Here is a 22,075-nt window from a genome sequence, read left to right as displayed (position 1 = left end):
GTCCCAGCCGTTACCCTGGAAGGGCGCGCTGCTTCTGCGGCGCGCCTTTCGTCTTACGAGGAGTACCTGCCATGGCCCGCCCCGCACCGGGAGAGCTCACCTTCGTCGCCCCTCGCGGAGCCAAGAAGCCCCCGCGGCACCTGGCCGACCTCACCCCCGCCGAGCGCCGGGAGGCGGTCGCCGCGATCGGGGAGAAGCCGTTCCGGGCCAAGCAGCTCTCCCAGCACTACTTCGCGCGGTACGCGCACGACCCGGCCGAGTGGACCGACATCCCGGCCGGCTCGCGCGAGAAGCTCCAGCAGGAGCTGCTGCCCGACCTGATGTCGGTCGTACGGCACATCTCCTGCGACGACGACACCACCCGCAAGACCCTGTGGAAGCTGCACGACGGCACGCTCGTCGAGTCGGTCCTGATGCGTTACCCCGACCGGGTCACCATGTGCATCTCCTCGCAGGCCGGCTGCGGCATGAACTGCCCGTTCTGCGCCACCGGCCAGGCCGGCCTGGACCGCAACCTGTCCACCGCCGAGATCGTGCACCAGATCGTCGACGGCATGCGGGCCCTGCGCGACGGCGAGGTCCCCGGCGGACCCGCGCGGCTGTCCAACATCGTCTTCATGGGCATGGGCGAGCCGCTGGCCAACTACAAGCGGGTCGTCGGCGCCATCCGCCGCCTGACCGACCCCGAGCCCGACGGTCTGGGCCTCTCCCAGCGCGGCATCACGGTCTCCACCGTCGGTCTGGTCCCGGCGATGCTGCGCTTCGCCGACGAGGGATTCAAGTGCCGCCTCGCGGTCTCGCTGCACGCCCCGGACGACGAGCTGCGCGACACCCTGGTCCCGGTGAACACCCGCTGGAAGGTCCGCGAGGTTCTCGACGCGGCCTGGGAGTACGCCGAGAAGTCCGGCCGCCGGATCTCCATCGAGTACGCCCTGATCCGCGACATCAACGACCAGGCCTGGCGCGGCGACCTGCTGGGCAAGCTGCTCAAAGGCAAGCGTGTCCACGTCAACCTGATCCCGCTGAACCCCACGCCGGGCTCGAAGTGGACCGCCTCGCGGCCCGAGGACGAGCGGGCCTTCGTGGAGGCCATCGCCCGGCACGGCGTGCCCGTGACCGTACGGGACACCCGCGGCCAGGAGATCGACGGCGCCTGCGGCCAGCTGGCCGCCTCGGAGCGCTAGCTTCCGGCTCCCTCCGGCGGGATTCGGCCACGGGGTACCCTGTGGCCGAACCAATTTCATATTCCGACAGGGGAGCGCCACAGCGCTGAGAGTGCGGGAACCGTCATCCGCAGACCCTCTGAACCTCGCCCCGGTCATTCGGGGTAGGAAGTTCGGTCACCACTCATGCTGTTGCGCCCTGCCCGGCGACCGCTCCACCGACGCCGGGCAGGGCCGCGTCTTCTCCTGGACATCCCAGGAGGAATACACCAGTGAGCACCACCAAGAGAATGGCGGGCGCCGCGCTCGCCGCGGCCCTGGGCGTCAGCACGCTCGCCGCGTGCGGCGGCGGGGACGCCAAGGACAAGGACAAGGGCACGGCCACGAGCGGCTCGCCGAAGTCCAGGACCGTCACGCTCGTCTCGCACGACTCCTTCAACGTGACCGACACGGTCCTCAAGGAGTTCGAGCAGCAGAGCGGCTACACCGTCAAGGTGCTGAAGTCCGGTGACGCGGGCGCCGCGCTCAACCAGGAGATCCTCACCAAGGGCTCGCCGCGCGGCGACGTCTTCTTCGGCGTGGACAACACCCTGCTCAGCCGCGCCCTCGACAACGGCATCTTCACGCCGTACGAGGCCAAGGGCCTGGACCGGGTGAAGCCCGAGTACGTGCTCGACAAGGAGCACCGGGTCACCCCCGTCGACTCCGGCGACATCTGCGTCAACTACGACAAGGCGTACTTCGCCGAGAAGAAGCTCGTCCCGCCGCAGACCCTCGACGACCTGATCAAGCCCGAGTACAAGAACCTGCTGGTCACCGAGAACGCGGCGACCTCCTCGCCCGGCCTCGGCTTCCTGCTCGCCTCCGTCGGCAAGTACGGGGAGGAGGGCTGGAAGGACTACTGGGCCAAGCTGAAGGCCAACGGTGTCGAGGTCGTCGACGGCTGGGAGCAGGCCTACAACGAGCGCTTCTCCGGCTCCGCCGGCGGCAAGAAGGCCAAGGGCGACCGTCCGCTGGTCGTCTCCTACGCCTCCAGCCCGCCGGTCGAGGTGCTGTACGGCGAGCCCCGGCCGGCCGAGGCCCCGACGGGCGTCGCCACCGGCACCTGCTTCCGCCAGATCGAGTTCGCGGGGCTGCTCAAGGGCGGCAGGAACGAAGAGGGCGGCAAGGCGCTCGTGGACTTCCTGATCAGCAAGAAGTTCCAGGAGGACATGCCGCTGCAGATGTTCGTCAACCCCGTGACGACGGACGCCGCGCTGCCGGAGCTGTTCACCCGGCACGGTGTGGTCATCGACAAGCCGGAGACCGTCACTCCGGAAGCGATCGCCAAGAACCGTGAGCAGTGGGTCAAGGCATGGACCTCGACCGTCGTGAAGTAGGCGGCGGCAAGGGCGGGAGAACGGGCGCGGCGCCTGGGGGCGCCGCGCCGCGTCCCGGCGCGGCACCGGGCGAGGGGACCCGGGCGACGCTCGTCCGGCTCGCCCTGCTGGCGCTGCCCCTCGCCTTCTTCGCGCTCTTCTTCGCCTACCCCGTGGCGGCCATCGTCGGGCGGGGCCTCAGGACCGATGCCGGATGGCAGTTCGGCCGCTTCGGCGAGGTGCTGGGCCGCCCCGACATCGCCGACGTGCTGTGGTTCACCACCTGGCAGGCGTTCGTCTCCACCGCGCTCACCCTGCTGATCGCGCTTCCCGGCGCCTACGTCTTCGCGCGCTTCGAGTTCCCCGGCAAGCAGGTGCTGCGGGCCGTGGTGACCGTTCCCTTCGTCCTGCCGACCGTGGTGGTGGGCTCCGCCTTCCTCGCCCTGCTCGGCCGCGGCGGTCTGCTGGACGAGACGGTGGGCGTCCGCCTCGACACCACCGTGTGGGCGATCCTCCTCGCGCACGTCTTCTTCAACTACGCCGTCGTCGTCCGCACGGTCGGCGGCCTGTGGGCGCAGCTCGACCCGCGCCAGGAGGAGGCCGCGCGGGTGCTGGGCGCCGGCCGGTTCGCCGCCTGGCGGCGCGTGACGCTGCCCGCGCTGGCCCCGTCGGTCGCCGCCGCCTCGCTGATGGTGTTCCTCTTCACCTTCAGCTCCTTCGGCGTCGTCCTGATCCTGGGCGGCCCCGCGTACGCCACCCTCGAGGTGGAGGTCTACCGGCAGACCGCGCAGCTCCTGGACCTGTCGACGGCGGCCGTGCTGACGATGGTGCAGTTCGCGGCGATCGGCGCGATCCTCGCCCTGCACGCCTGGACCGTGCGCCGGCGCGAGCGGGCGCTGCGGCTGGTGGACCCCGCCCGGACCGCCCACCGGCCGCACGGCTGGGCGCAGCGCACCCTGCTCGGCGGGGTGCTGGCGACCATCGCGGTGCTGATCGTGGCGCCGCTGGCCGTGCTCGTCGAGCGCTCCTTCGACACCCCCGGCGGCTACGGCCTCGGCTTCTACCGGGCGCTGGGGGACGCGGGCGCGGGCGGCGGGACCTTCCTCGTACCGCCGCTGGAGGCGATCGGGAACTCCCTGCGGTACGCCCTGGCCGCCACCGTGATCGCCCTGCTGATCGGCGGGCTCGCGGCCGCCGCCCTGACCCTCCCCCACGCTCGGCCTCGCTCGAGCGGGGGCACCCCCATCGCGGGCCCGTTCGTCCGCGGCTTCGACGCGCTGCTGATGCTCCCGCTGGGCGTGTCCGCGGTGACCGTCGGCTTCGGTTTCCTGATCACGCTGGACGAGCCGCCGCTGGACCTGCGGACCTCGTGGATCCTGGTGCCGCTGGCCCAGGCCCTGGTCGGCGTGCCGTTCGTCGTACGGACCATGCTGCCCGTGCTGCGGGCCGTGGACGCCCGGCTGCGGGAGGCCGCGGCGGTGCTCGGCGCCTCCCCGTGGCGGGCCTGGCGGGAGGTGGACCTGCCGCTGGTGCGGCGGGCGCTGCTGATCGCGGCCGGGTTCGCCTTCGCGGTCTCGCTCGGCGAGTTCGGCGCGACCGTCTTCATCGCCCGGCCCGACGCTCCCACCCTGCCGGTGGCCGTCGCCCGGCTGCTGGGGCGGGCGGGGGAGCTCAACTACGGACAGGCGATGGCCCTGAGCACGATATTGATGCTGGTGTGCGCGGTGTCCCTGCTGGCGCTGGAGCGGCTGCGACCCGCCACGACCTCGGGAGAGTTCTGATGAGTGCCACGCCGTTGCTGGCCCTGGACGCGGTGACGGTCCGCTTCGGCGAGCGGGCGGTCGTCGAAGCGGTCTCGCTCGACGTCGCCGAGCACGAGATCGTGTGCGTGCTCGGGCCCAGCGGAAGCGGCAAGTCCACGCTCCTGCGGGTGATCGCCGGCCTGCAGCCGGTCGCGTCCGGGCGGGTCCTGCTCGGCGGCGCCGACCAGGCCGCCGTGCCCGTGCACCGGCGGGGCGTGGGCCTGATGTTCCAGGACCACCAGCTCTTCCCGCACCGTGACGTCGGCCGCAACGTGGCGTTCGGCCTGCGCATGCGGGGGCTCGCGCGGAGCGCGTCGGAGAGCCAGGTGGCCGGACTGCTGGAGCTGGTGGGCCTCCCGGGCGCCGAGCGCCGGCCCGTCGCCTCCCTGTCCGGGGGCGAACAGCAGCGGGTCGCGCTGGCCCGCGCGCTGGCCCCCTCGCCGCGGCTGCTGATGCTCGACGAGCCGCTCGGCCAGCTCGACCGGAGCCTGCGCGAACGGCTCGTCGTCGAACTGCGCGCGCTGTTCTCCCGGCTCGGGACGACCGTGCTGGCCGTCACCCACGACCAGGGCGAGGCCTTCGCACTGGCCGACCGGGTGGTGGTGATGCGCGACGGGCACATCGCGCAGGCGGGCACGCCGCTGGAGGTCTGGCGGCGGCCGGCTTCGGAGTTCGTGGCCCGGTTCCTGGGCTTCGAGAACGTGGTCCCGGCCACCGTCTCCGGGACGGCCGCCACCACCCCGTGGGGGCGGATCCCGGTCCCGCCCGGCTCGCCGCAGGGCGAACACCGGCTGCTGGTCCGCCCCGCGGGCGTCACGCTGGACTCCTCGGGCCTGGGTTCCTCGGGCCTGGACTGCGTGGTGCAGGCCCGCACCTTCCGGGGCGGTCACGTCACCCTGACGCTGCGGCCGGCCGACGGCCCGGTGCTCGAGGCGGAGTGCGACCTCGCCCGGGCGCCGGAGGCCGGCGACCCGGTCGCGGTCCGCTTCGCGCCGGACCAGGTCGTGGTCCTGCCGGCGGGGGCGGAGGCGGAGTCGGCCTAGCCGACGGGTACGGGGGCCGGCGTCCGCTCTTCCTCGGCGGCGTTGTGCTTGCCGTACCAGGCGACGGCCACCGCGCCCGCCACCGCCAGGACGAAGCCGAGGACGGCCAGCCAGGCGAAGCCGGCGCGGGAGGCGTCGCCCAGCCACAGGACGCCGATCGCGCCGGGCAGCACCGTCTCGCCGACGACCAGCGCGGCGGTCGCGCCGTTGACCGAGCCGATCTGCAGGGCGACCGTGTGCAGGTACATGCCGCCGAAGCCGGCCACCAGGATGGCGTACAGGGCCGGGTCGGAGACGAGGGTGCCCAGGTCGAACGGGTCGACGCCGTCGAGGATGCGGACGCCGACGCCCAGCGCGCCGAAGCCGAGGCCCGAGAGCAGACCGGCCAGGATCGCGGCGCGGGCGCCCAGCAGCCGGACCGCGACGGTGCCGCCCACGATGATCACGAGGGTGACCGCCAGCAGCCACCAGTGCGTGGAGACCGGGGTCGAACCGCTGCCCTCGTGGCCGGCGGCGCTGGCCAGCAGCACCAGCGCTCCGCAGACGACGCCGATCGAGGTCCACTCCTTGCGCGTGAGCCTGATGCCGAGCATCTTCACGCTCAGGACCGCCGTGACGACGAGGTTCGCGCTGATGACGGTCTGGGACAGGAACAGCGGCAGCAGCCGCGCGGCCAGCGCGCCCAGTCCGAAGCCCACGAAGTCGAGGATGGTGCCGACGATGAACTCCCAGGTCATCGCCGCCTTCGCGGTGGACGCCAGGTTGGGCCCGCCGTGCTGGGTCACCCCGGCGTCGGCCGGGGTCGAGCGGGCGGCCCGGCGCGAGCCCACGGCTTGCAGCACGGACCCCGTGCCGTAGCAGATGGACGCCGCGATGGCGGTAAGCAGGCCTATGAGCACCGAGGGCTCCGTTCACGTCTGGCAGGTTGTGCGGTACCTCTGCCAGACGCAGGAACGGGCCGTCGCGTTGCCTCGTTGACTCAACAGCTTCCCGCGCGGCGGGTCAGCGGGTCAGCGCGACCGCCGTCAGCTGGGCGACGGCCCAGCTCAGCGGCGCGCACACGACGAACAGGGCCGTGGCCCGCAGGGTCGCCGCGGTGCGCAGCACCCTGCCGGGCGTCCCGAGGTCCAGCAGGGCCGCGCGGGCCGCGGACCGGGCCTGGCGGGCCTCGACCGCCGAGGTCAGCAGGGTCGCGGCCGCGCACAGCGCCACCAGGACGGCGGCCGGGACGGTCAGCGGGCCGAGCGGGGGCGGCGCCCCGCCACCGGCGCGCAGGGCGGGTACGGCGAGCCAGCCCGCCGCCACCGCGCACAGCACGCCGAGCGGCCGGCCGACCCGGCCGGCCTCCTCCTGCAGGGCCCGCCCCGCCAGCAGCCGCAGCGCGCCCGGCCGTACCGCCTGGACCAGGGTCCCGCACAGGTACGCCAGCCCCGGCCCGGCCAGGGCCAGCCCGACGGCGGTCAGCGACCAGCCCGCGAGCATCCCGGCCGTGCCGCGCCCGGCGTACGCCTCGACGGCCAGCCCGCACGCGGTCAGTGTGATCCCCCAGGGCAGCTCGGCCTGCGGCGCGCGCGGCGGGTGCGGACGCAGGGCGAGCGCGACGGCGGCCGAGGCGGTCAGCGGCACGACGGCCAGCAGGGTGAGGACGCCCGCGACCGGCAACGGCTGCTGCGCGTGGAGGAGCGTGGCGCCCGCCCCGTCGAAGGGAAGCCCGGACAGGTCGCCGCGCAGGTGCAGGAACGCGGCGAGGGCGAGCGCGCTGCCCAGGGTGCAGGAGAGCGCCGTGGACACCGCCGCGACCAGCTGCCGCCGTACGGGTCCCAGCCCCACCGCGTCCATGCCCCCGCGGGGCCGGGTCGCGGGATCCGTACGGGCCACCGCGACCGCCAGCTGCACGGTCGCCGCCAGCGGGACCAGCGCCCACAGCAGGCGAGGGAACGATCCGGCAGAACCCTCCAGGGCGTCGCCGAGCACGTACAGCAGCAGGAACCCCGATCCCGCGGCGGCGGCCGCGACCAGCAGCCGGCGCAGCTGGACGAGCGGCCGCGAGCCGCGGGCTAGGCGGAGAGCGAGCACGCGGCCTGGCCTTCCGTGTCGGTGGGCCGGGTACCGGCGGTCCCGGCCGGGCGGCCGTCGACCAGGGCCAGATGCCGGTCGGCGACCGCGGCCGTGTCGGGGTCGTGGGTGGCGAGCACCACGGTGATGCCGTGCGAGCGGGCCGCGGTGGTGAGCGTACGCAGCAGCAGCGCGCACTCGGCACGGTGCAGCGGGGCGGTGGGCTCGTCGGCGAAGACCACCGCGGGGGCGTTGACCAGGGCCCGGGCGAGCGCGACCCGCTGGGCCTCGGTGGTGTTCAGGGCGTCGGGGCGCTTGCGGGCGAAGGCGCCGATGTCGAGGCGGTCCAGCCATTCGTCGGCGACCCGCTTGGCGTCGCGGTGCCGGGCCCCGGCGACCAGCAGCGGCAGCGCCGCGTTCTCCCAGACCCGCAGCTCGGGCAGGAGCTGCGGCTCGGGGCCGATCCAGCCGAACCGGTCGCGGCGCAGCCGCTCACGGGCCAGCGCGCCCATGGTGTGCACGGGCACGCTGTTGAACCAGACCTCGCCCTCGTCGGCCACGAGCTGTGCCGACAGGCAGCGCAGCAGCGTCGTCTTGCCGCAGCCGCGCGGGCCGGTGACGGCGAGGACCTCACCCTCGCGGACGCTGACCGAGACACCGATGATGCCGGGCGAGCCCTCCCCGGACTTCATCCGGGGGGACCCCCTGTGCGAGTAGAGCAGGGACCGTGCCCAGAGGACGTCATTATCCGGTGGGGCGTTGTCCGGTGGAGCCACCATGGCGTACACCTCCGTCCGGGGGAACGAAGCGGAGCCTGATCGGTCACTGGCGCCGCGGAGCCATCTAAAGAGATGAACGTGTTGGCTGCGCACAGCACACGGCCCGGACCCCTCGTTCTCACTCGAACGGGGGGTCCGGGCCGTGTGGTCGGACCGGTATTCAGGTGTTCAGGCGTTCGTCCGCGGGCCGCTCTACAGCTTGGTCCACGCCTCGGTGAGCACGTTGCGCAGGATCTGCTCGATCTCGTCGAACGTGCCCTGGTCCGCGATCAGCGGCGGGGCCAGCTGGACGACCGGGTCGCCACGGTCGTCGGCACGGCAGTACAGGCCGTTCTCGAAGAGCGCCTTCGAGAGGAAGCCGTAGAGCACGCGCTCGGTCTCCTCGTCCGTGAAGGACTCCTTGGTGGCCTTGTCCTTGACGAGCTCGATGCCGTAGAAGAAGCCGTTGCCGCGGACGTCGCCGACGATCGGCAGGTCGTGCAGCCTCTTCAGGGTGTCGAAGAAGTTGCCCTCCTGGTCCAGCACGTGCTGGTTCAGGCCTTCCTTGTCGAAGATGTCGAGGTTGGCGATCGCGACCGCCGAGGACACCGGGTGGCCACCGAAGGTGTAGCCGTGCAGGAAGGTGTTGTCACCCTTGTAGAACGGCTCCGCGATGCGGTCCGAGACGATGCAGGCGCCGATCGGGGAGTAGCCCGAGGTCATGCCCTTGGCGCAGGTGATCATGTCCGGTACGTAGCCGAACTTGTCGCAGGCGAACATCGTGCCCAGGCGGCCGAAGGCGCAGATCGTCTCGTCGGAGACGAGCAGGACGTCGTACTGGTCGCAGATCTCGCGGACCCGCTGGAAGTACCCGGGCGGCGGCGGGAAGCAGCCGCCGGCGTTCTGCACCGGCTCCAGGAAGACGGCCGCGACGGTGTCGGGGCCCTCGAAGAGGATCTGCTGCTCGATCTGGTCGGCGGCCCAGCGGCCGAAGGCCTCCGGGTCGTCGCCGTGGATCGGGGCGCGGTAGATGTTGGTGTTGGCCACCTTGTGGGCGCCGGGGACCAGCGGCTCGAACGGGGCCTTCAGGGCCGGCAGGCCGGTGATGGACAGGGCGCCCTGCGGGGTGCCGTGGTAGGCGACCGCACGCGAGATGACCTTGTACTTGGTCGGCTTGCCCTGGAGCTTGTAGTACTGCTTGGCGAGCTTCCAGGCGGTCTCGACCGCCTCGCCGCCGCCGGTGGTGAAGAACACCTTGTTCAGGTCGCCCGGGGCGTAGTCGGCGAGCCGCTCGGCGAGCTCGACGGCCTTGGGGTGCGCGTACGACCACACGGGGAAGAACGCGAGTTCCTGAGCCTGCTTGTAGGCGACCTCGGCCAGTTCCTTGCGGCCGTGGCCGGCGTTGACCACGAACAGTCCGGCGAGGCCGTCCAGGTAGCGCTTGCCCTTGTCGTCGTAGATGTAGGTGCCCTCGCCCCGCACGATGGTGGGGACGGGGGAGTTCTCGTACGAGGACATGCGGGTGAAGTGCATCCACAGGTGGTCGTACGCGGTCTTGGACAGGTCCTGGGTCACGGTTATCGGGTTCCCCACATGTAGGTCTGCTTCTTCAGCTTCAGGTAAACGAAGCTTTCGGTGGATCGCACGCCGGGGAGCGTGCGTATCCGCTTGTTGATCGTTTCCAGCAGGTGGTCGTCGTCCTCGCAGACGATTTCCACCATCAGGTCGAACGAGCCGGCGGTCATCACCACGTACTCGCACTCGGCCATCGCGGTCAGCGCGTCGGCCACCGGGTCGAGGTCGCCCTCGACGTTGATGCCGACCATCGCCTGGCGCCGCAGGCCCACGGTGAGCGGGTCGGTGACGGCCACGATCTGCATGACGCCCTGGTCGAGGAGCTTCTGCACGCGCTGGCGCACAGCTGCCTCGGACAGGCCGACGGCCTTGCCGATCGCTGCGTAGGGACGGCGACCGTCCTCCTGCAGTTGCTCGATGATCGCCAGGGACACAGCATCGACCGAAGGGGACGGTTGTCTGTTCCTGGAATCTGCGCTTCGACTGACCACGACCTCACTGTGCACGAGGAGTCGTCTGTTCCGCAAGACGGAATCGATGAAATCCGTTGCCGATCGACCTGGAACTTACGGATTTCGTAGTCCGGTGCGTCTGCCTCTGTCGAAAGCGTCGCTCTACGCGTTAGGCTGGGTACTTGTCTCAATCGTTGGACATCGGATCAGGAGTGTGGCTGTAGTGACCACCGAACTGCGTCGTCTGCGCAACTACATCGGCGGAGAGTTCAAGGACGCCGCCGACGGACGGACCACCGAGGTGGTCAACCCCGCCACCGGCGAGGTGTACGCCACCGCACCGCTCTCCGGCCAGGCCGATGTCGACGCCGCCATGGCCGCCGCCGCGGCCGCCTTCCCGGGCTGGCGCGACACCACCCCCTCGGAGCGCCAGAAGGCCCTGCTGAAGATCGCGGACGCCTTCGAGGCCCGCGCCGAGGAGCTGGTGGCCGTCGAGTCGGAGAACACCGGCAAGCCGCTGGGCCTGACGGCCAGCGAGGAGCTCCCCCCGATGGTCGACCAGATCCGCTTCTTCGCGGGTGCGGCCCGGCTGCTGGAGGGCCGCTCGGCCGGCGAGTACATGGACGGCATGACCTCGATCGTGCGCCGTGAGCCGGTCGGCGTCTGCGCCCAGGTGGCGCCGTGGAACTACCCGATGATGATGGCCGTGTGGAAGTTCGCCCCGGCGCTCGCCGCGGGCAACACCGTGGTGCTCAAGCCCTCGGACACCACCCCGGCCTCCACGGTCCTGATGGCCGAGATCATCGACTCGGTCCTGCCCAAGGGTGTCTTCAACGTCGTCTGCGGCGACCGCGAGACCGGCAAGGCCATGGTGGAGCACTCCACCCCGGCCATGGCCTCCATCACCGGCTCGGTACGGGCCGGCATGCAGGTCGCCGAGAGCGCCGCCAAGGACGTCAAGCGCGTCCACCTGGAGCTGGGCGGCAAGGCCCCGGTCGTGGTCTTCGAGGACGCCGACATCGCCAAGGCCGCCGAGGACATCGCGGTCGCGGGCTTCTTCAACGCCGGCCAGGACTGCACCGCCGCCACCCGCGTGCTCGTGCACGAGTCGATCCACGACGAGTTCGTGGCGGCGCTCGCCAAGAACGCGGCCGACACCAAGACCGGGCAGCCGGACGACGAGGACGTGCTCTACGGCCCGCTGAACAACCCCAACCAGCTCAAGCAGGTCGCGGGCTTCATCGAGCGCCTCCCCGCCCACGCCAAGGTCGAGGCGGGCGGCCACCAGGTCGGCGAGCAGGGCTACTTCTACGCCCCGACGGTCGTCTCCGGCCTGAAGCAGGACGACGAGATCATCCAGAACGAGGTCTTCGGCCCGGTCATCACGGTCCAGTCCTTCACGGACGAGGACCAGGCCCTGGCGTACGCGAACGGCGTCGAGTACGCGCTGGCCTCCTCGGTGTGGACCAAGGACCACTCCCGCGCGATGCGCATGTCCAAGAACCTCGACTTCGGCTGCGTGTGGATCAACACCCACATCCCGCTCGTCGCCGAGATGCCGCACGGCGGCTACAAGAAGTCCGGCTACGGCAAGGACCTCTCCGCCTACGGCTTCGAGGACTACACGCGCATCAAGCACGTGATGACCTCGCTGAACGGCTGAACGGCTGAACGGCTGAACGGCTGAACGGCTGAACGGCGGCCACAACGGCCACCCATGGGTCCCGAGGGGGCGGGCAGTAGACACTGTGTCTATTGCCCGCCCCCCGGCGTTACCTGAGTCTTCTCCCATGCCTGAACTCGCTTTCTCCCGCCGCGCGGTGCTGCGCGGCCTCGGTGCCGCAGGCCTGCTGACGGCCCTCACCGGCTGCGGGGTGCCCGCGGCCTACGTCCCGGAGGACCGGCGAGGGGCCCCGGACCGCTCCGAGCGGGACCGGAGCCTGTCCTTCTCCAACTGGCCGCTGTACATCGACACGGACGAGGAGGACGAGACCAGGCGCCCCACGCTGGAGGCCTTCTCGCAGCGGACGGGCATCGAGGTCCGCTACACCGAGGAGATCAACGACAACGACGAGTTCTTCGGCAAGGTCGGCCCGGCCCTGATGAACCACCAGGAGACCGGCCACGACCTGGTGGTGGTCAGCGACTGGATGGCGGCCCGCTTCGTACGCCTGGGCTGGACCCAGAAGATGGACCGCGCCGCCCAGGCCAACGTGAGCGCGCACCTGGACCCGCAGCTGCGCTCGCCCGCCTTCGACGAGGGCCGGCTGCACACCGTCCCCTGGCAGTCCGGCATCACCGGCATCGCCTACAACCGCAAGGCGCTCGGCAGGGAGCTGAAGTCCACGGCCGACCTCTTCCACCCCGACCTCAAGGGCCGCGTCACCCTCTTCTCCGGGCTCGACGAGTCCTTCGCGCTGCTGATGCAGGGCAACGGGGTGGACGTGACCCGGTGGACCGAGTCCGACTTCCACCGGGTGTGCGACCAGGTGGAGGACCTCGTGCGCCGGGGGCACGTGCGCCGTTTCACCGGCAACGACTACACCTCCGACCTGAGCAAGGGCGACGTCCTGGCCTGCCAGGCGTACTCGGGTGACGCCATCCAGCTGCAGGCCGACAACCCCGACATCGAGTTCGTGGTGCCCGAGGAGGGGGCCGAACTGTGGGCGGAGAGCCTGCTGGTGCCCAACCTCGCCCGCCACAAGGCCAACGCCGAGGCGCTGATCGACCACTACTACGACCCGGAGATCGCCGCCGAGCTCGCCGCGTCCGTCAACTACGTCTGCCCGGTCCCGGCCGCCCGCGAGGTGCTGGCCGGCTCCGACGACCGGGAGACGGCGGAACTCGCGGAGAACCCGCTGATCTTCCCCGACGACGACATGCGCAGCAGGCTCGCGGTGGCCCGGGACATCACCTCGGCGGAGCGCCGCGTCTTCGCCAAGCGCTGGAACTCCATCGTCGGCCTCTGACCGGCCCCGCAGCAGCTTTCTGAACATGTTCAGGAATAGACTTGAACATGTTCAGAAATGCGGCGTAGGCTGCTGCCATGATCGAAAGGCGCGCCCTCGAGCGGCGCATCCGTCTGTGGCTGGCCGTGTTCGTCGTCTGTCTGGTGCTCAGCGGCCTCACGGCCTTCCCCCTGGTCACCGAGGTCCGCTGGCTCAACTCGCTGATCTCCCACGAGTGGCTCGCACGGGTCGGCGAGGGGCTGGAACGGGCCGACGCCGACTACCCGTTCCTCCTCTACGGCACCGACTGGCTGGCCTTCGCCCACCTGGTCATCGCCGTCTTCTTCTACGGCGTCCACCGCGACCCGGTCCGCAACGTGTGGGTCGTGGAGGCGGGCATGATCGCCTGCGCCGGGATCACCCCGCTGGCCCTGATCTGCGGGCCGATCCGCGGCATCCCGTTCGGGTGGAGCCTGATCGACATGGCCTTCGGCGTCTTCGGCGTGATCCCGCTGCTGGCGCTGCGCCGCATGATCAAGCGGCTGGAGTCCCTGCCGTCGGCCGAGCCGGCCGCGCCGGCGACGGCGGGCGCCACCGCGTGACGGGCGCGGGCCGGCCCGGCGTATCAGTCGGCGAGCGCCGCCCGTACGCCCGCCAGCGCGTCGATGCGGTTGGTGGTGATCGAGTCCACGCCGGCCGCGATCAGCCGGCGCATGGTCCAGCGGGTGTCGGCCGTCCACGCCGACACCTTCAGCCCGTCCGCGTGCAGGGCGGTCACCAGCTCCCGGCCGAGCAGCCCGAAGCGGTAGTTCAGCCACGCCGGGCGGACCGCGTCGATCAGGACGCGGCGCGGCGGCGACAGCGTGGTCCAGGTCAGCGCGATCTCGGCGCCCGGGTCGGCGGCCCGTACCGCCAGCATCGTGCGCGGGCCGGCGCAGTAGTACGTACGGTCGCGCGCGCCGCACTCGCGGACCAGGCCGACCACCGCCTCGACCGCCTCGTACGTCGCGCCGGGCAGGTCGAGCATCAGCCGGCCCCCGCCCGCGCCCGCCGCCGTCAGCGCCGCGCGCAGCGTGGGGACCTGACCCTCGGTCAGCTCCCGCAGCTGCGCGGCCGTGACGGCGTCCAGGCGCACGTCGTGGCCCCACAGCCGCTGGAGCGTCTCGTCGTGCAGGAGGACCGGCACCCCGTCCCGCGTCAGCCGTACGTCGATCTCGACGGCGTCCGCCCCGCGCGCGAACGCGGAGCGGACCGAGGGCAGGGTGTTCTCACGGATGCGGTAGGGATCGCCGCGGTGGCCGACGGCCGTCAGGGTAGGCATGCGTCCCATTGTCCGCGGGCGTCAGTGGGCCAGCCAGGCCTCGGTGTACGTGTCGATCTCCGCGACGAGCGCCGCCTTGCCCGCCTCGTCGAGGAAGGAGGCCTCGACGGCGTTCTTGGCGAGCCGGGCCAGACCCCGCTCGTCGAGCTCCAGCAGCCGGGCGGCGACCGCGTACTCGTTGTTGAGGTCGGAGCCGAACATCGGAGGGTCGTCGCTGTTGATGGTGACGAGCACGCCCGCGCGCACCATCTCCTTGACGGGGTGCTGGTCGAGGTCGGCGACCGCGCGCGTGGCGATGTTGGAGGTCGGGCAGACCTCCAGCGCGATCCGGTGCTCCGCCAGGTACGCCAGCAGCTCCGGGTCCTGGGTGGCGCTGGTGCCGTGGCCGATCCGCTCGGCGCCCAGCTCGTTGATGGCGTCCCAGATCGTCTGCGGGCCGGTGGTCTCGCCCGCGTGCGGGACGCTGTGCAGGCCGGCGGCGCGCGCCTGGTCGAAGTACGGCTTGAACTGCGGGCGCGGCACACCGATCTCGGGGCCGCCCAGACCGAAGGACACCAGGCCCTCGGGCCGCAGCTCGACGGCGAGCCGCGCGGTCTCGGCGGCGGCCTCCAGCCCGGCCTCGCCGGGGATGTCGAAGCACCAGCGCAGGATGACGCCGTGCTCGGCCTCGGCGGCCTTGCGGGCGTCCTCGATGGCGTCCATGAAGGCCTTCCCGTCGATGCCGCGACGGGTGGAGGAGTACGGGGTGATGGTCAGCTCGGCGTACCGGATGTTCTGCCGGGCCATGTCACGGGCGACCTCGAAGGTCAGCAGCCGGACGTCCTCCGGGGTGCGGACCAGGTCCACGACGGAGAGGTAGACCTCGATGAAGTGGGCGAAGTCGGTGAAGGTGAAGTAGTCGGCCAGCGCCTCCGGGTCCGTGGGCACCTTGGAGTCGGGGTGCCGGGCGGCGAGTTCGGCGACGATGCGGGGCGAGGCCGAGCCGACGTGGTGGACGTGGAGTTCCGCCTTGGGCAACCCCGCGATGAAGGGGTGCAGGTCGGGCATGAAGGGCCTCCGGATGCTGACGCGGTTGCGGTCGGTCCGCCCCATCGTAGGCAGCTCAAGGGGCTGTCGGTGTCAGCCCGTAGCATGGTTGTACGAGAGGGGGGCGCCGTATGACCGAACACAGCCCCGAGCCCGTGGACCCGTGGGCGCCGCCGGCGCGGCCGGCGGTGGAGCTGGGCAAGAAGCAGGCCTCGCGGGGGGACGCGAGCACACCGGGCATGGCACCCGGGCCGCCGTCGGTGCACGACCAGCCGACCATCGCGGGGATGCCGGGAGCGGGCGGGACGCCCGCCGGGGGACCGGCCGGCCACACCCGCCCCGGGGCGGCGCCCGCCGCACACCCCACGCCCGTACCGTCGGCCGCGCAGCAGCCGGCGCCGTCGGGCTACCAGCCGGTCGCCCAGCCCGCCCGGCCCGCTTCGGCGGGCTACGGCTACCCCGCCCCGGCCGACCACCCGGTGTACGGGTACCCGGGCGGCTATCCCGGATACCCGGGGTACGCCGGTCACCAGCCCTACGCGGGCCCGCCGCAGAACGGTTTCGGCACGACCGGGCTGGTGCTCGGCATCCTGTCCGTGGTCGGCTTCTTCACCAGCTTCCTCGCCATCGTGCTCGGGGTCCTGGCCGTCATCTTCGGAGCGCTCGGCCGCGGCCGGGCCCAGCGCGGCGAGGCCGACAACGGCGGGGTGGCGACGTCCGGGCTGGTCCTCGGGATCATCGGCATCGCGCTGGCCGTCCTGGTGATCGTGCTGATGTTCTCCAGCCTCCGGGACCTCGGTCCCCTGGAGGACGACGGCCCGCCGTCCCGCGGCCGCGACTCCATATCCCAGGTGTACCAGCGCGCCTGACGCCGCCGCCCGCTACCGCTACCGCTACCGCTACCGCTACCGCTGCCACGGCCAGGTGGCGTTCCGGCCGTCCTCGATGAGGCTCACCATCCGGAAGGCCGCGTCCGTCAGCCCGCCGAAGGTGTGGCGGTTGCCGGTGCCGACGGGCGTGTGGCCGACCTGGTAGCCGGCGAGGTTCCACGTGTAGAGCGGGACCCTGGCGGGCACCTGGGCGGACGGGCCGCCGGGGTGGTACGCGGCCTGCTCGTCGGTGACGATCAGCACCCGGTCGTGCCCGTGGTAGTGCCTGCGCAGGGCCTGGGCGGTGTTGGTGCCGCCGAGGTTGCCGAAGCGCCCCAGCACGGCGAGCACCGACTCGCCCTTGCGGTACGCGACGGGGCTGCTGCACGTGCCGAACTCGATCAGGTCGGCGCGCTCCGCCCGCATCGCCAGCGCGGTGCCGAAGACGGCCGCCGCGTCCGCCCGGTTGAGCTGGGAGCGCTCCGACAGCGGGGACCACATGGAGCCCGACCGGTCCACCAGGATCAGTGAACGGCCCGGCAGCGCCGGCACGTTCGCCAGCGAGTGGCCCAGCGCCCGCTCCAGCGGGTCCGCCCAGCGCGGCGAGGGCGCGTGCCGGTACCCGGCGAGGTAGCGGAAGGGGAACTGCCGCGAGGCGGCGACGGTTTCCGGGTCCGCGATCCTCGCCGCGACCCCGGCGGCCACCTCGTCGGAGATCCCGGCCTGGTCGAAGTTGCGCAGGTTGCGCAGCAGCGCCATGACGCCCATCGAGGGGATGACCGCCTCCCAGGCGGCCGCGTCCATCGGCCCCTGGAGCCAGCCGGCCAGTGCCTCCCAGGTCATGCCCGCCTCGGCCAGCCGGTCCGCGCCGCCCGGTGCGGTGACGACGGCCCGGCGTTCGTCGACCGGCAGCTCCATGAGCTCCCGATGGGCCGTCAGCGTACGGTTCCCGGCGGGCGGTACGGCGCCCTCCGGGTGGTGCCGGCGGTCCAGGGCGTGGGCGAACAGCTCGCCCTGCCAGGGTTTGGCCGGGTCGGGGGAGGCGTGCACCAGGTTGAGGACGTCGCCGAAGCGGAAGCCCTTCGACGCGGTGTCGTACTTCAGCAGCGACCGGCCGGAGTACAGGCGCCGCACGGCGTCGGCGATGCCGCGCTTGACGGGCTTGGGCACGTTCCTGCCGTACGTGGTGATCCAGTGGGCGAGCAGCTCGCCGGGCTCGTCGGCGCGGCGCAGGACGCTGTCCACGACCTGGCGGCCCGACGGGCCCTCGGTGGCGCCCGCCTCCAGGCGGGCCTTGACGTACGCGGCGGCGCCGACGAGCGAGGCGGTGCGCATGTTCGCCTCCCCGCGCAGCCAGCCCAGCAGACCGGCGGTCCACTCCGGATCCTCGACGGCGAGCCGGCGCACGAGCGCCGCGTACCGCGCGTCGCGTTCGCCCGCGCCCTCGTAGAAGGTGCGCTGCCGCACGAAGTTGGCGACGGCCAGCAGGAACAGTTCGGTGTGCGGGTCGCGCAGGTGGCCCGCCCCGCCCTGGTGGGTGAGGACGCCTTCCTGCGCCGGGTGGGCCCCGCCGGGCCCGTAGGCGCCGTGTGCGGCGGCGGCGGAGACGGAGTGGGCCACGAGCATCTCGGGCCAGACCTTGGACACGCGCTGCGTGTAGCGAGGCAGTGGGAATCCCCCCGGATTCGGCAACGGAACGTGGGCGGTGCGACGTGGTGGCGGGGGCCCGAGATCGGGATCGGCGACGGTCCGGGAGCCCGGCGAGCCACCGAGCTGCTCCACCGGCCGACGGCCCGGGGGCCGGCGGCCGAGCGGGATTCGAACCCGCGACCTCCGGGTTGAGAAGGAGCCGTCACCTGCGCACCGGGCGCCCCGCCCGCACCTCCCGAGATCAAAAGAGCGGCGGCGTCACTTGGGTTTCGGAAAGGAAGGAGCCGCAGCCGTCGCACCGGGAGGTGCGTGACTGCGGAGCAGCCTAGGAGGCTCCCGCCCGGACCGCCACCGGTTTTCCGGGCCCTCGTGTCCCGCGGTGCCGCCCGGTGCTCCGGTACCGCGTCGTGCTCCGGTGCCGCCCGGTGCTCCGGTGCCGCCCGGTGCTCCGGTACCGCGTCGTGCTCCGGTGCCGCCCGGTGCCCCGGCTCCTACGCGCCGTCCCCCGACCGCAGCCGCTCCCGCGCCTCCATCAGCGCGAAGCCCAGCAGGTTCAGCCCCCGCCAGCGCGCCGGGTCCAGGGCCCGCTCGTCGTCGGCCGCCAGGCCGATGCCCCAGATCCGGTCCACCGGGCTCGCCTCCACCAGCACCCGGTCCCCGGTGCCCAGCAGGTACCCCCGCAGCTGCGGCGTCGAGCCGAACTTGTGCGTGCTGCCCGCCACCACGACGGCGAACCGCTCGCGCTTCCACACCGCGTCGTCGAAGCCGCGCACCAGCCGCCCGGCCTTCTTCGCCTCCGCCGGGGTCCGTGCCTCGACGGCCGCCCGCTCCGCCTCCGCGTCACCGAACAGCCGAGCCTTCTCGGCCATCATCCAGTGCTCGGCGGTGGCATAGTGGATGTCACTCACAGTGAAGGGTGCCGGCCACCACTGGCTCAGGCAGCTCGGACCGAGGGTTCCGTCCGGCCGTGGCCGATGCCCCCAGAAGGGCAGGTACTTCACCCTCTCACCCCGGCTGACCTGCCCGATCAGTTCGTCGATCATCTCCATGCACGCGAGTCTGACAGCCGCCACTGACACTTCGTACGGGATTTGCGGTCCGCCTCGACACATGGTCGACCGATTCCGTCGCGTAATCAAAAGGCAACAACGGAATCACTTGGCGGAGTGGAACACCTCTGTCAGGATCGGCACTCAATTCGAGCTGAAGCTACGGAGAGCGTGATGGGCAACCGCTTCCAGGTCAAGGAACGCTTCGCGGACGGCGCGCAGTACATCGACGGACGGCTGCGGCACGGCACCGGTGACGCGTCACACACCGTCGTCAACCCCGCCACCGGCGAGGAGGTCCTGACCTACCGGCTGGCCTCCACGGCCGACGTGGACGAGGCCGTGGCCGCCGCCGAGCGGGCCTTCCCCGCCTGGTCCGCGGCCACCCCCGGTGAGCGCTCCGACGCCCTGCACCGGCTCGCGGCGGTCCTCGCCGAGCAGGCCGAGGACTTCGCGTACGCCGAGTCCGTCCAGTGCGGCAAGCCGATCAGGCTCGCCACCGAGTTCGACGTACCGGGCACGATCGACAACACCGCTTTCTTCGCGGGCGCCGCGCGGCACCTCCAGGGCCAGGCCGCCGCCGAGTACTCCGGCGACCACACCTCGTACGTACGCCGCGAGGCGATCGGCGTGATCGGCTCCATCGCGCCCTGGAACTACCCCCTCCAGATGGCCGCCTGGAAGATCCTCCCGGCCGTCGCCGCGGGCAACACGATCGTCCTCAAGCCCGCCGAGCTCACCCCGCTGACCTCCCTGATGTTCGCGCAGGCGGCCCAGGAGGCGGGCCTGCCCGACGGCGTGATCAACATCGTCACCGGCGCGGGCAGGGAGGCCGGCGAGCACCTGGTCGGCCACCCGGACGTGGTGATGACCTCCTTCACCGGCTCCACCGCCGTCGGCCGGCGCGTCGCCGAGATCGCCACCGCCACCGTCAAGCGCCTGCACCTGGAGCTCGGCGGCAAGGCGCCCTTCGTGGTCTTCGACGACGCCGACCTGGAGGCCGCCGCCCACGGCGCCGTCGCCGCCTCCCTCATCAACACCGGCCAGGACTGCACGGCCGCCACCCGCGCCTACGTCCAGCGGCCCCTGTTCGACGCCTTCACCGCCCGCGTCGCCGCGCTGATGGACACCGTCCGCCTCGGTGACCCCCTCGACCCCGCCACCGACCTCGGCCCGCTGGTCTCCTACGCCCAGCGCGACCGCGTCGCCGGCTTCGTCGAGCGGGCCCGCGCGTACGCCACCGTCGTCACCGGCGGCGAGATCCCCGGCGGCGCGCTCGCCGACGGCGCCTACTACCGGCCCACCCTGATCGCCGGCGCCGCCCAGGACAGCGAGGTCGTCCAGAGCGAGATCTTCGGCCCCGTCCTGGTCGTACTGCCCTTCGACACCGACGACGAGGGCATCGCCCTGGCCAACGACACCCCCTACGGGCTGGCCGCCTCCGCCTGGAGCCGCGACGTCTACCGCGCCGGCCGTGCCACCCGCGAGATCAAGGCGGGCTGCGTGTGGGTCAACGACCACATTCCGATCATCAGCGAGATGCCCCACGGGGGCTACAAGGCCAGCGGCTTCGGAAAGGACATGAGCGCCTACTCCTTCGAGGAGTACACGCAGGTCAAGCACGTGATGTACGACAACACGGCGGTCGCCGCCAAGGACTGGCACCGCACGATCTTCGGGGACCGATAACCGCTCCGCACGACCGGCGGACGACAACCAACCCGAAAGGGCACAGCGCATGGAGCAGTACGAGCCCGACCGCCTCTCGCCGGCGCAACTCGCCGCGATGCGGCGCAGCCTTGAAAGCGGCCGAGGCGCCCTCACCCGCCGCTCGCTGCTGCGCGCCACCGGAGTCGGCGCGCTCACCCTCGGCGGCCTGTCCGGGCTGTCCGCGTGCGGCATCCCGCCCGCGCAGCGGGCAGACCAGTCCACGGCCTCGGACGACCACTCGGAGAAGGAGAAGGTGCTGAACTTCTCCAACTGGACCGAGTACATGGACACCAGCGACGACGAGAAGACCCGGCCCACCCTGGAGGAGTTCACCAAGCGCACCGGGATCGAGGTCAACTACACCGAGGACATCAACGACAACGTCGAGTTCTTCGGCAAGATCCGCCCGCAGCTGGCGGCCGGCCAGGACACCGGCCGCGACCTGATCGTCGTCACCGACTGGCTCGCCGCCCGCATCATCCGGCTCGGCTGGGCGCAGAAGCTGGACCCCTCCCACCTCCCGCACGCCTACGCCAACCTGATCCCGCAGTACCGCAATCCCGACTGGGACCCCGGCCGCGCGTACAGCTACCCCTGGACCGGCATCGACACCGTCATCGCCTACAACGCCAAGGCCACCGACGGCAGGAAGGTCGACTCCGTCACCCAGCTGCTCGACGACCCCTCCCTCAAGGGCCGGGTGGGCCTGCTCACCGAGATGCGCGACACCGTCGGCATGACCCTGCTCGACCTCGGCAAGGACCCGGCGACCTTCACGGACGCCGACTACGACGCGGCCATCGGCCGCCTCCAGAAGGCCGTGGACAAGAAGCAGATCCGCCGCTTCACGGGCAACGACTACACCTCGGACCTCGACAAGGGCGACATCGCGGCCTGCCTGGCCTGGGCCGGCGACGTCATCCAGCTCCAGGCCGGCAACCCGGACATCAAGTACGCCATCCCCGCGCCCGGTTACATCACCTCCAGCGACAACCTGCTGGTCCCCGCCCGCGCGCGGCACAAGGCCAACGCCGAGAAGCTCATCGACTACTACTACGAGCCCCCCGTCGCCGCCCAGCTGGCCGCCTTCATCAGCTACGTCTGCCCGGTCGAAGGCGTCAAGGAGGAGCTCGCGAAGATCGATCCCGCCCTCGCGGACAACCCCCTGATCGTCCCGGACAAGGCCATGGCCGCCAAGGCCCACCCCTTCCGTTCCCTCACCGCCGCGGAAGAGACGGCGTACGAGGAGAAGTTCGCCAAGCTCATCGGCTCCTGAGCCGCCGCACCCCCCTGCGC

The 22,075-nt window shown here is 71.9% G+C and carries 19 protein-coding genes and 1 riboswitch; of the genes, 10 read left to right on the top strand and 9 right to left on the bottom strand.

Annotated elements, in window-relative coordinates; translation table 11 throughout:
- Nucleotides 1–71: 71 nt before the first annotated feature.
- The 4 genes from rlmN (at nt 72) to ACIPXB_RS28615 (ending at nt 5,366) form a co-directional block, all read left to right on the top strand.
- Nucleotides 72–1,184, top strand: coding sequence for a 23S rRNA (adenine(2503)-C(2))-methyltransferase RlmN (rlmN, locus tag ACIPXB_RS28630; RefSeq protein WP_401454378.1), 1,113 nt, complete (start codon nt 72–74; stop codon nt 1,182–1,184).
- A 58-nt stretch (nt 1,185–1,242) separates the two neighbouring features.
- A riboswitch (TPP riboswitch) is annotated at nt 1,243–1,352 on the top strand.
- A gap of 83 nt (nt 1,353–1,435) precedes the next feature.
- Entirely contained in the window at nt 1,436–2,542 is a 1,107-nt protein-coding gene (locus ACIPXB_RS28625) for a thiamine ABC transporter substrate binding subunit (RefSeq protein WP_401454377.1), read from the top strand.
- 107 nt (nt 2,543–2,649) lie between these two features.
- Nucleotides 2,650–4,302, top strand: a complete 1,653-nt coding sequence (locus ACIPXB_RS28620; RefSeq protein WP_401454423.1) for an ABC transporter permease — start codon at nt 2,650–2,652, stop codon at nt 4,300–4,302.
- A 14-nt stretch (nt 4,303–4,316) separates the two neighbouring features.
- Nucleotides 4,317–5,366 (top strand): ABC transporter ATP-binding protein, encoded by a 1,050-nt coding sequence (locus tag ACIPXB_RS28615; protein WP_401454421.1) that lies wholly within the window; start codon nt 4,317–4,319, stop codon nt 5,364–5,366.
- On the opposite strand, the gene ACIPXB_RS28610 is transcribed toward ACIPXB_RS28615, so the two are convergent.
- From ACIPXB_RS28610 to ACIPXB_RS28590, 5 genes are all read right to left on the bottom strand, one after another.
- Entirely contained in the window at nt 5,363–6,265 is a 903-nt protein-coding gene (locus ACIPXB_RS28610; protein WP_401454376.1) for a hypothetical protein, read from the bottom strand. The two genes, ACIPXB_RS28615 and ACIPXB_RS28610, sit on opposite strands and share 4 nt — an antisense overlap.
- A gap of 103 nt (nt 6,266–6,368) precedes the next feature.
- On the bottom strand, nt 6,369–7,442 hold the full coding sequence (locus ACIPXB_RS28605) for a hypothetical protein (protein ID WP_401454375.1): 1,074 nt from the start codon (nt 7,440–7,442) through the stop codon (nt 6,369–6,371).
- A complete protein-coding gene (locus ACIPXB_RS28600; protein WP_401454374.1) occupies nt 7,424–8,200 on the bottom strand; it encodes an ABC transporter ATP-binding protein in 777 nt (258 codons plus the stop codon). The genes ACIPXB_RS28605 and ACIPXB_RS28600 overlap by 19 nt, the downstream gene beginning before the upstream one ends.
- Before the next feature lie 192 nt (nt 8,201–8,392).
- Nucleotides 8,393–9,772: an aspartate aminotransferase family protein gene (locus ACIPXB_RS28595; RefSeq protein WP_401454372.1), complete on the bottom strand. Its 1,380-nt coding sequence runs from the start codon at nt 9,770–9,772 to the stop codon at nt 8,393–8,395.
- Nucleotides 9,757–10,260, bottom strand: a complete 504-nt coding sequence (locus ACIPXB_RS28590) for an Lrp/AsnC family transcriptional regulator (protein ID WP_401454370.1) — start codon at nt 10,258–10,260, stop codon at nt 9,757–9,759. Before ACIPXB_RS28590 ends, ACIPXB_RS28595 begins: the two co-directional genes overlap by 16 nt.
- Nucleotides 10,261–10,429: 169 nt before the next feature.
- Here ACIPXB_RS28590 and ACIPXB_RS28585 point away from each other — a divergent pair, with 169 nt between their 5' ends.
- The 3 genes from ACIPXB_RS28585 to ACIPXB_RS28575 all read left to right on the top strand — a co-directional run bounded on the left by ACIPXB_RS28585 (nt 10,430) and on the right by ACIPXB_RS28575 (nt 13,756).
- Nucleotides 10,430–11,869, top strand: a complete 1,440-nt coding sequence (locus ACIPXB_RS28585; RefSeq protein WP_401454369.1) for a gamma-aminobutyraldehyde dehydrogenase — start codon at nt 10,430–10,432, stop codon at nt 11,867–11,869.
- Between the two features lie 127 nt (nt 11,870–11,996).
- On the top strand, nt 11,997–13,175 hold the full coding sequence (locus ACIPXB_RS28580) for a PotD/PotF family extracellular solute-binding protein (protein WP_401454367.1): 1,179 nt from the start codon (nt 11,997–11,999) through the stop codon (nt 13,173–13,175).
- A 77-nt stretch (nt 13,176–13,252) separates the two neighbouring features.
- Entirely contained in the window at nt 13,253–13,756 is a 504-nt protein-coding gene (locus tag ACIPXB_RS28575) for a hypothetical protein (RefSeq protein ID WP_401454365.1), read from the top strand.
- Nucleotides 13,757–13,779: 23 nt separating this feature from the next.
- On the opposite strand, the gene ACIPXB_RS28570 is transcribed toward ACIPXB_RS28575, so the two are convergent.
- Nucleotides 13,780–14,475 (bottom strand): glycerophosphodiester phosphodiesterase, encoded by a 696-nt coding sequence (locus tag ACIPXB_RS28570; RefSeq protein WP_401454364.1) that lies wholly within the window; start codon nt 14,473–14,475, stop codon nt 13,780–13,782.
- A 21-nt stretch (nt 14,476–14,496) separates the two neighbouring features.
- On the bottom strand, nt 14,497–15,522 hold the full coding sequence (locus ACIPXB_RS28565; RefSeq protein ID WP_401454363.1) for an adenosine deaminase: 1,026 nt from the start codon (nt 15,520–15,522) through the stop codon (nt 14,497–14,499).
- A gap of 110 nt (nt 15,523–15,632) precedes the next feature.
- Between ACIPXB_RS28565 and ACIPXB_RS28560 the strand changes: the two genes are divergently transcribed.
- A complete protein-coding gene (locus ACIPXB_RS28560) occupies nt 15,633–16,370 on the top strand; it encodes a DUF4190 domain-containing protein (RefSeq protein ID WP_401454361.1) in 738 nt (245 codons plus the stop codon).
- A gap of 36 nt (nt 16,371–16,406) precedes the next feature.
- On the opposite strand, the gene ACIPXB_RS28555 is transcribed toward ACIPXB_RS28560, so the two are convergent.
- Both ACIPXB_RS28555 and ACIPXB_RS28550 read right to left on the bottom strand, forming a co-directional pair.
- The gene (locus tag ACIPXB_RS28555) at nt 16,407–17,996 is read right to left on the bottom strand and encodes a TROVE domain-containing protein (protein WP_401454420.1); all 1,590 of its coding nucleotides are present in this window, start codon (nt 17,994–17,996) and stop codon (nt 16,407–16,409) included.
- Between the two features lie 515 nt (nt 17,997–18,511).
- Complete coding sequence (locus tag ACIPXB_RS28550; RefSeq protein WP_401454359.1) at nt 18,512–19,069, bottom strand: NADAR family protein; 558 nt, start codon at nt 19,067–19,069, stop codon at nt 18,512–18,514.
- A gap of 174 nt (nt 19,070–19,243) precedes the next feature.
- Between ACIPXB_RS28550 and ACIPXB_RS28545 the strand changes: the two genes are divergently transcribed.
- Together ACIPXB_RS28545 and ACIPXB_RS28540 are read left to right on the top strand one after the other, a co-directional pair.
- Nucleotides 19,244–20,758 (top strand): gamma-aminobutyraldehyde dehydrogenase, encoded by a 1,515-nt coding sequence (locus ACIPXB_RS28545; protein ID WP_401454357.1) that lies wholly within the window; start codon nt 19,244–19,246, stop codon nt 20,756–20,758.
- A 49-nt stretch (nt 20,759–20,807) separates the two neighbouring features.
- On the top strand, nt 20,808–22,055 hold the full coding sequence (locus tag ACIPXB_RS28540) for a spermidine/putrescine ABC transporter substrate-binding protein (protein WP_401454356.1): 1,248 nt from the start codon (nt 20,808–20,810) through the stop codon (nt 22,053–22,055).
- The last annotated feature ends 20 nt before the right edge of the window (nt 22,056–22,075 follow it).

The organism is Streptomyces sp. NPDC090022, from assembly GCF_044748145.1.
GTDB lineage: Bacteria > Actinomycetota > Actinomycetes > Streptomycetales > Streptomycetaceae > Streptomyces.
This window is presented reverse-complemented; position numbering and strand designations above follow the sequence as displayed.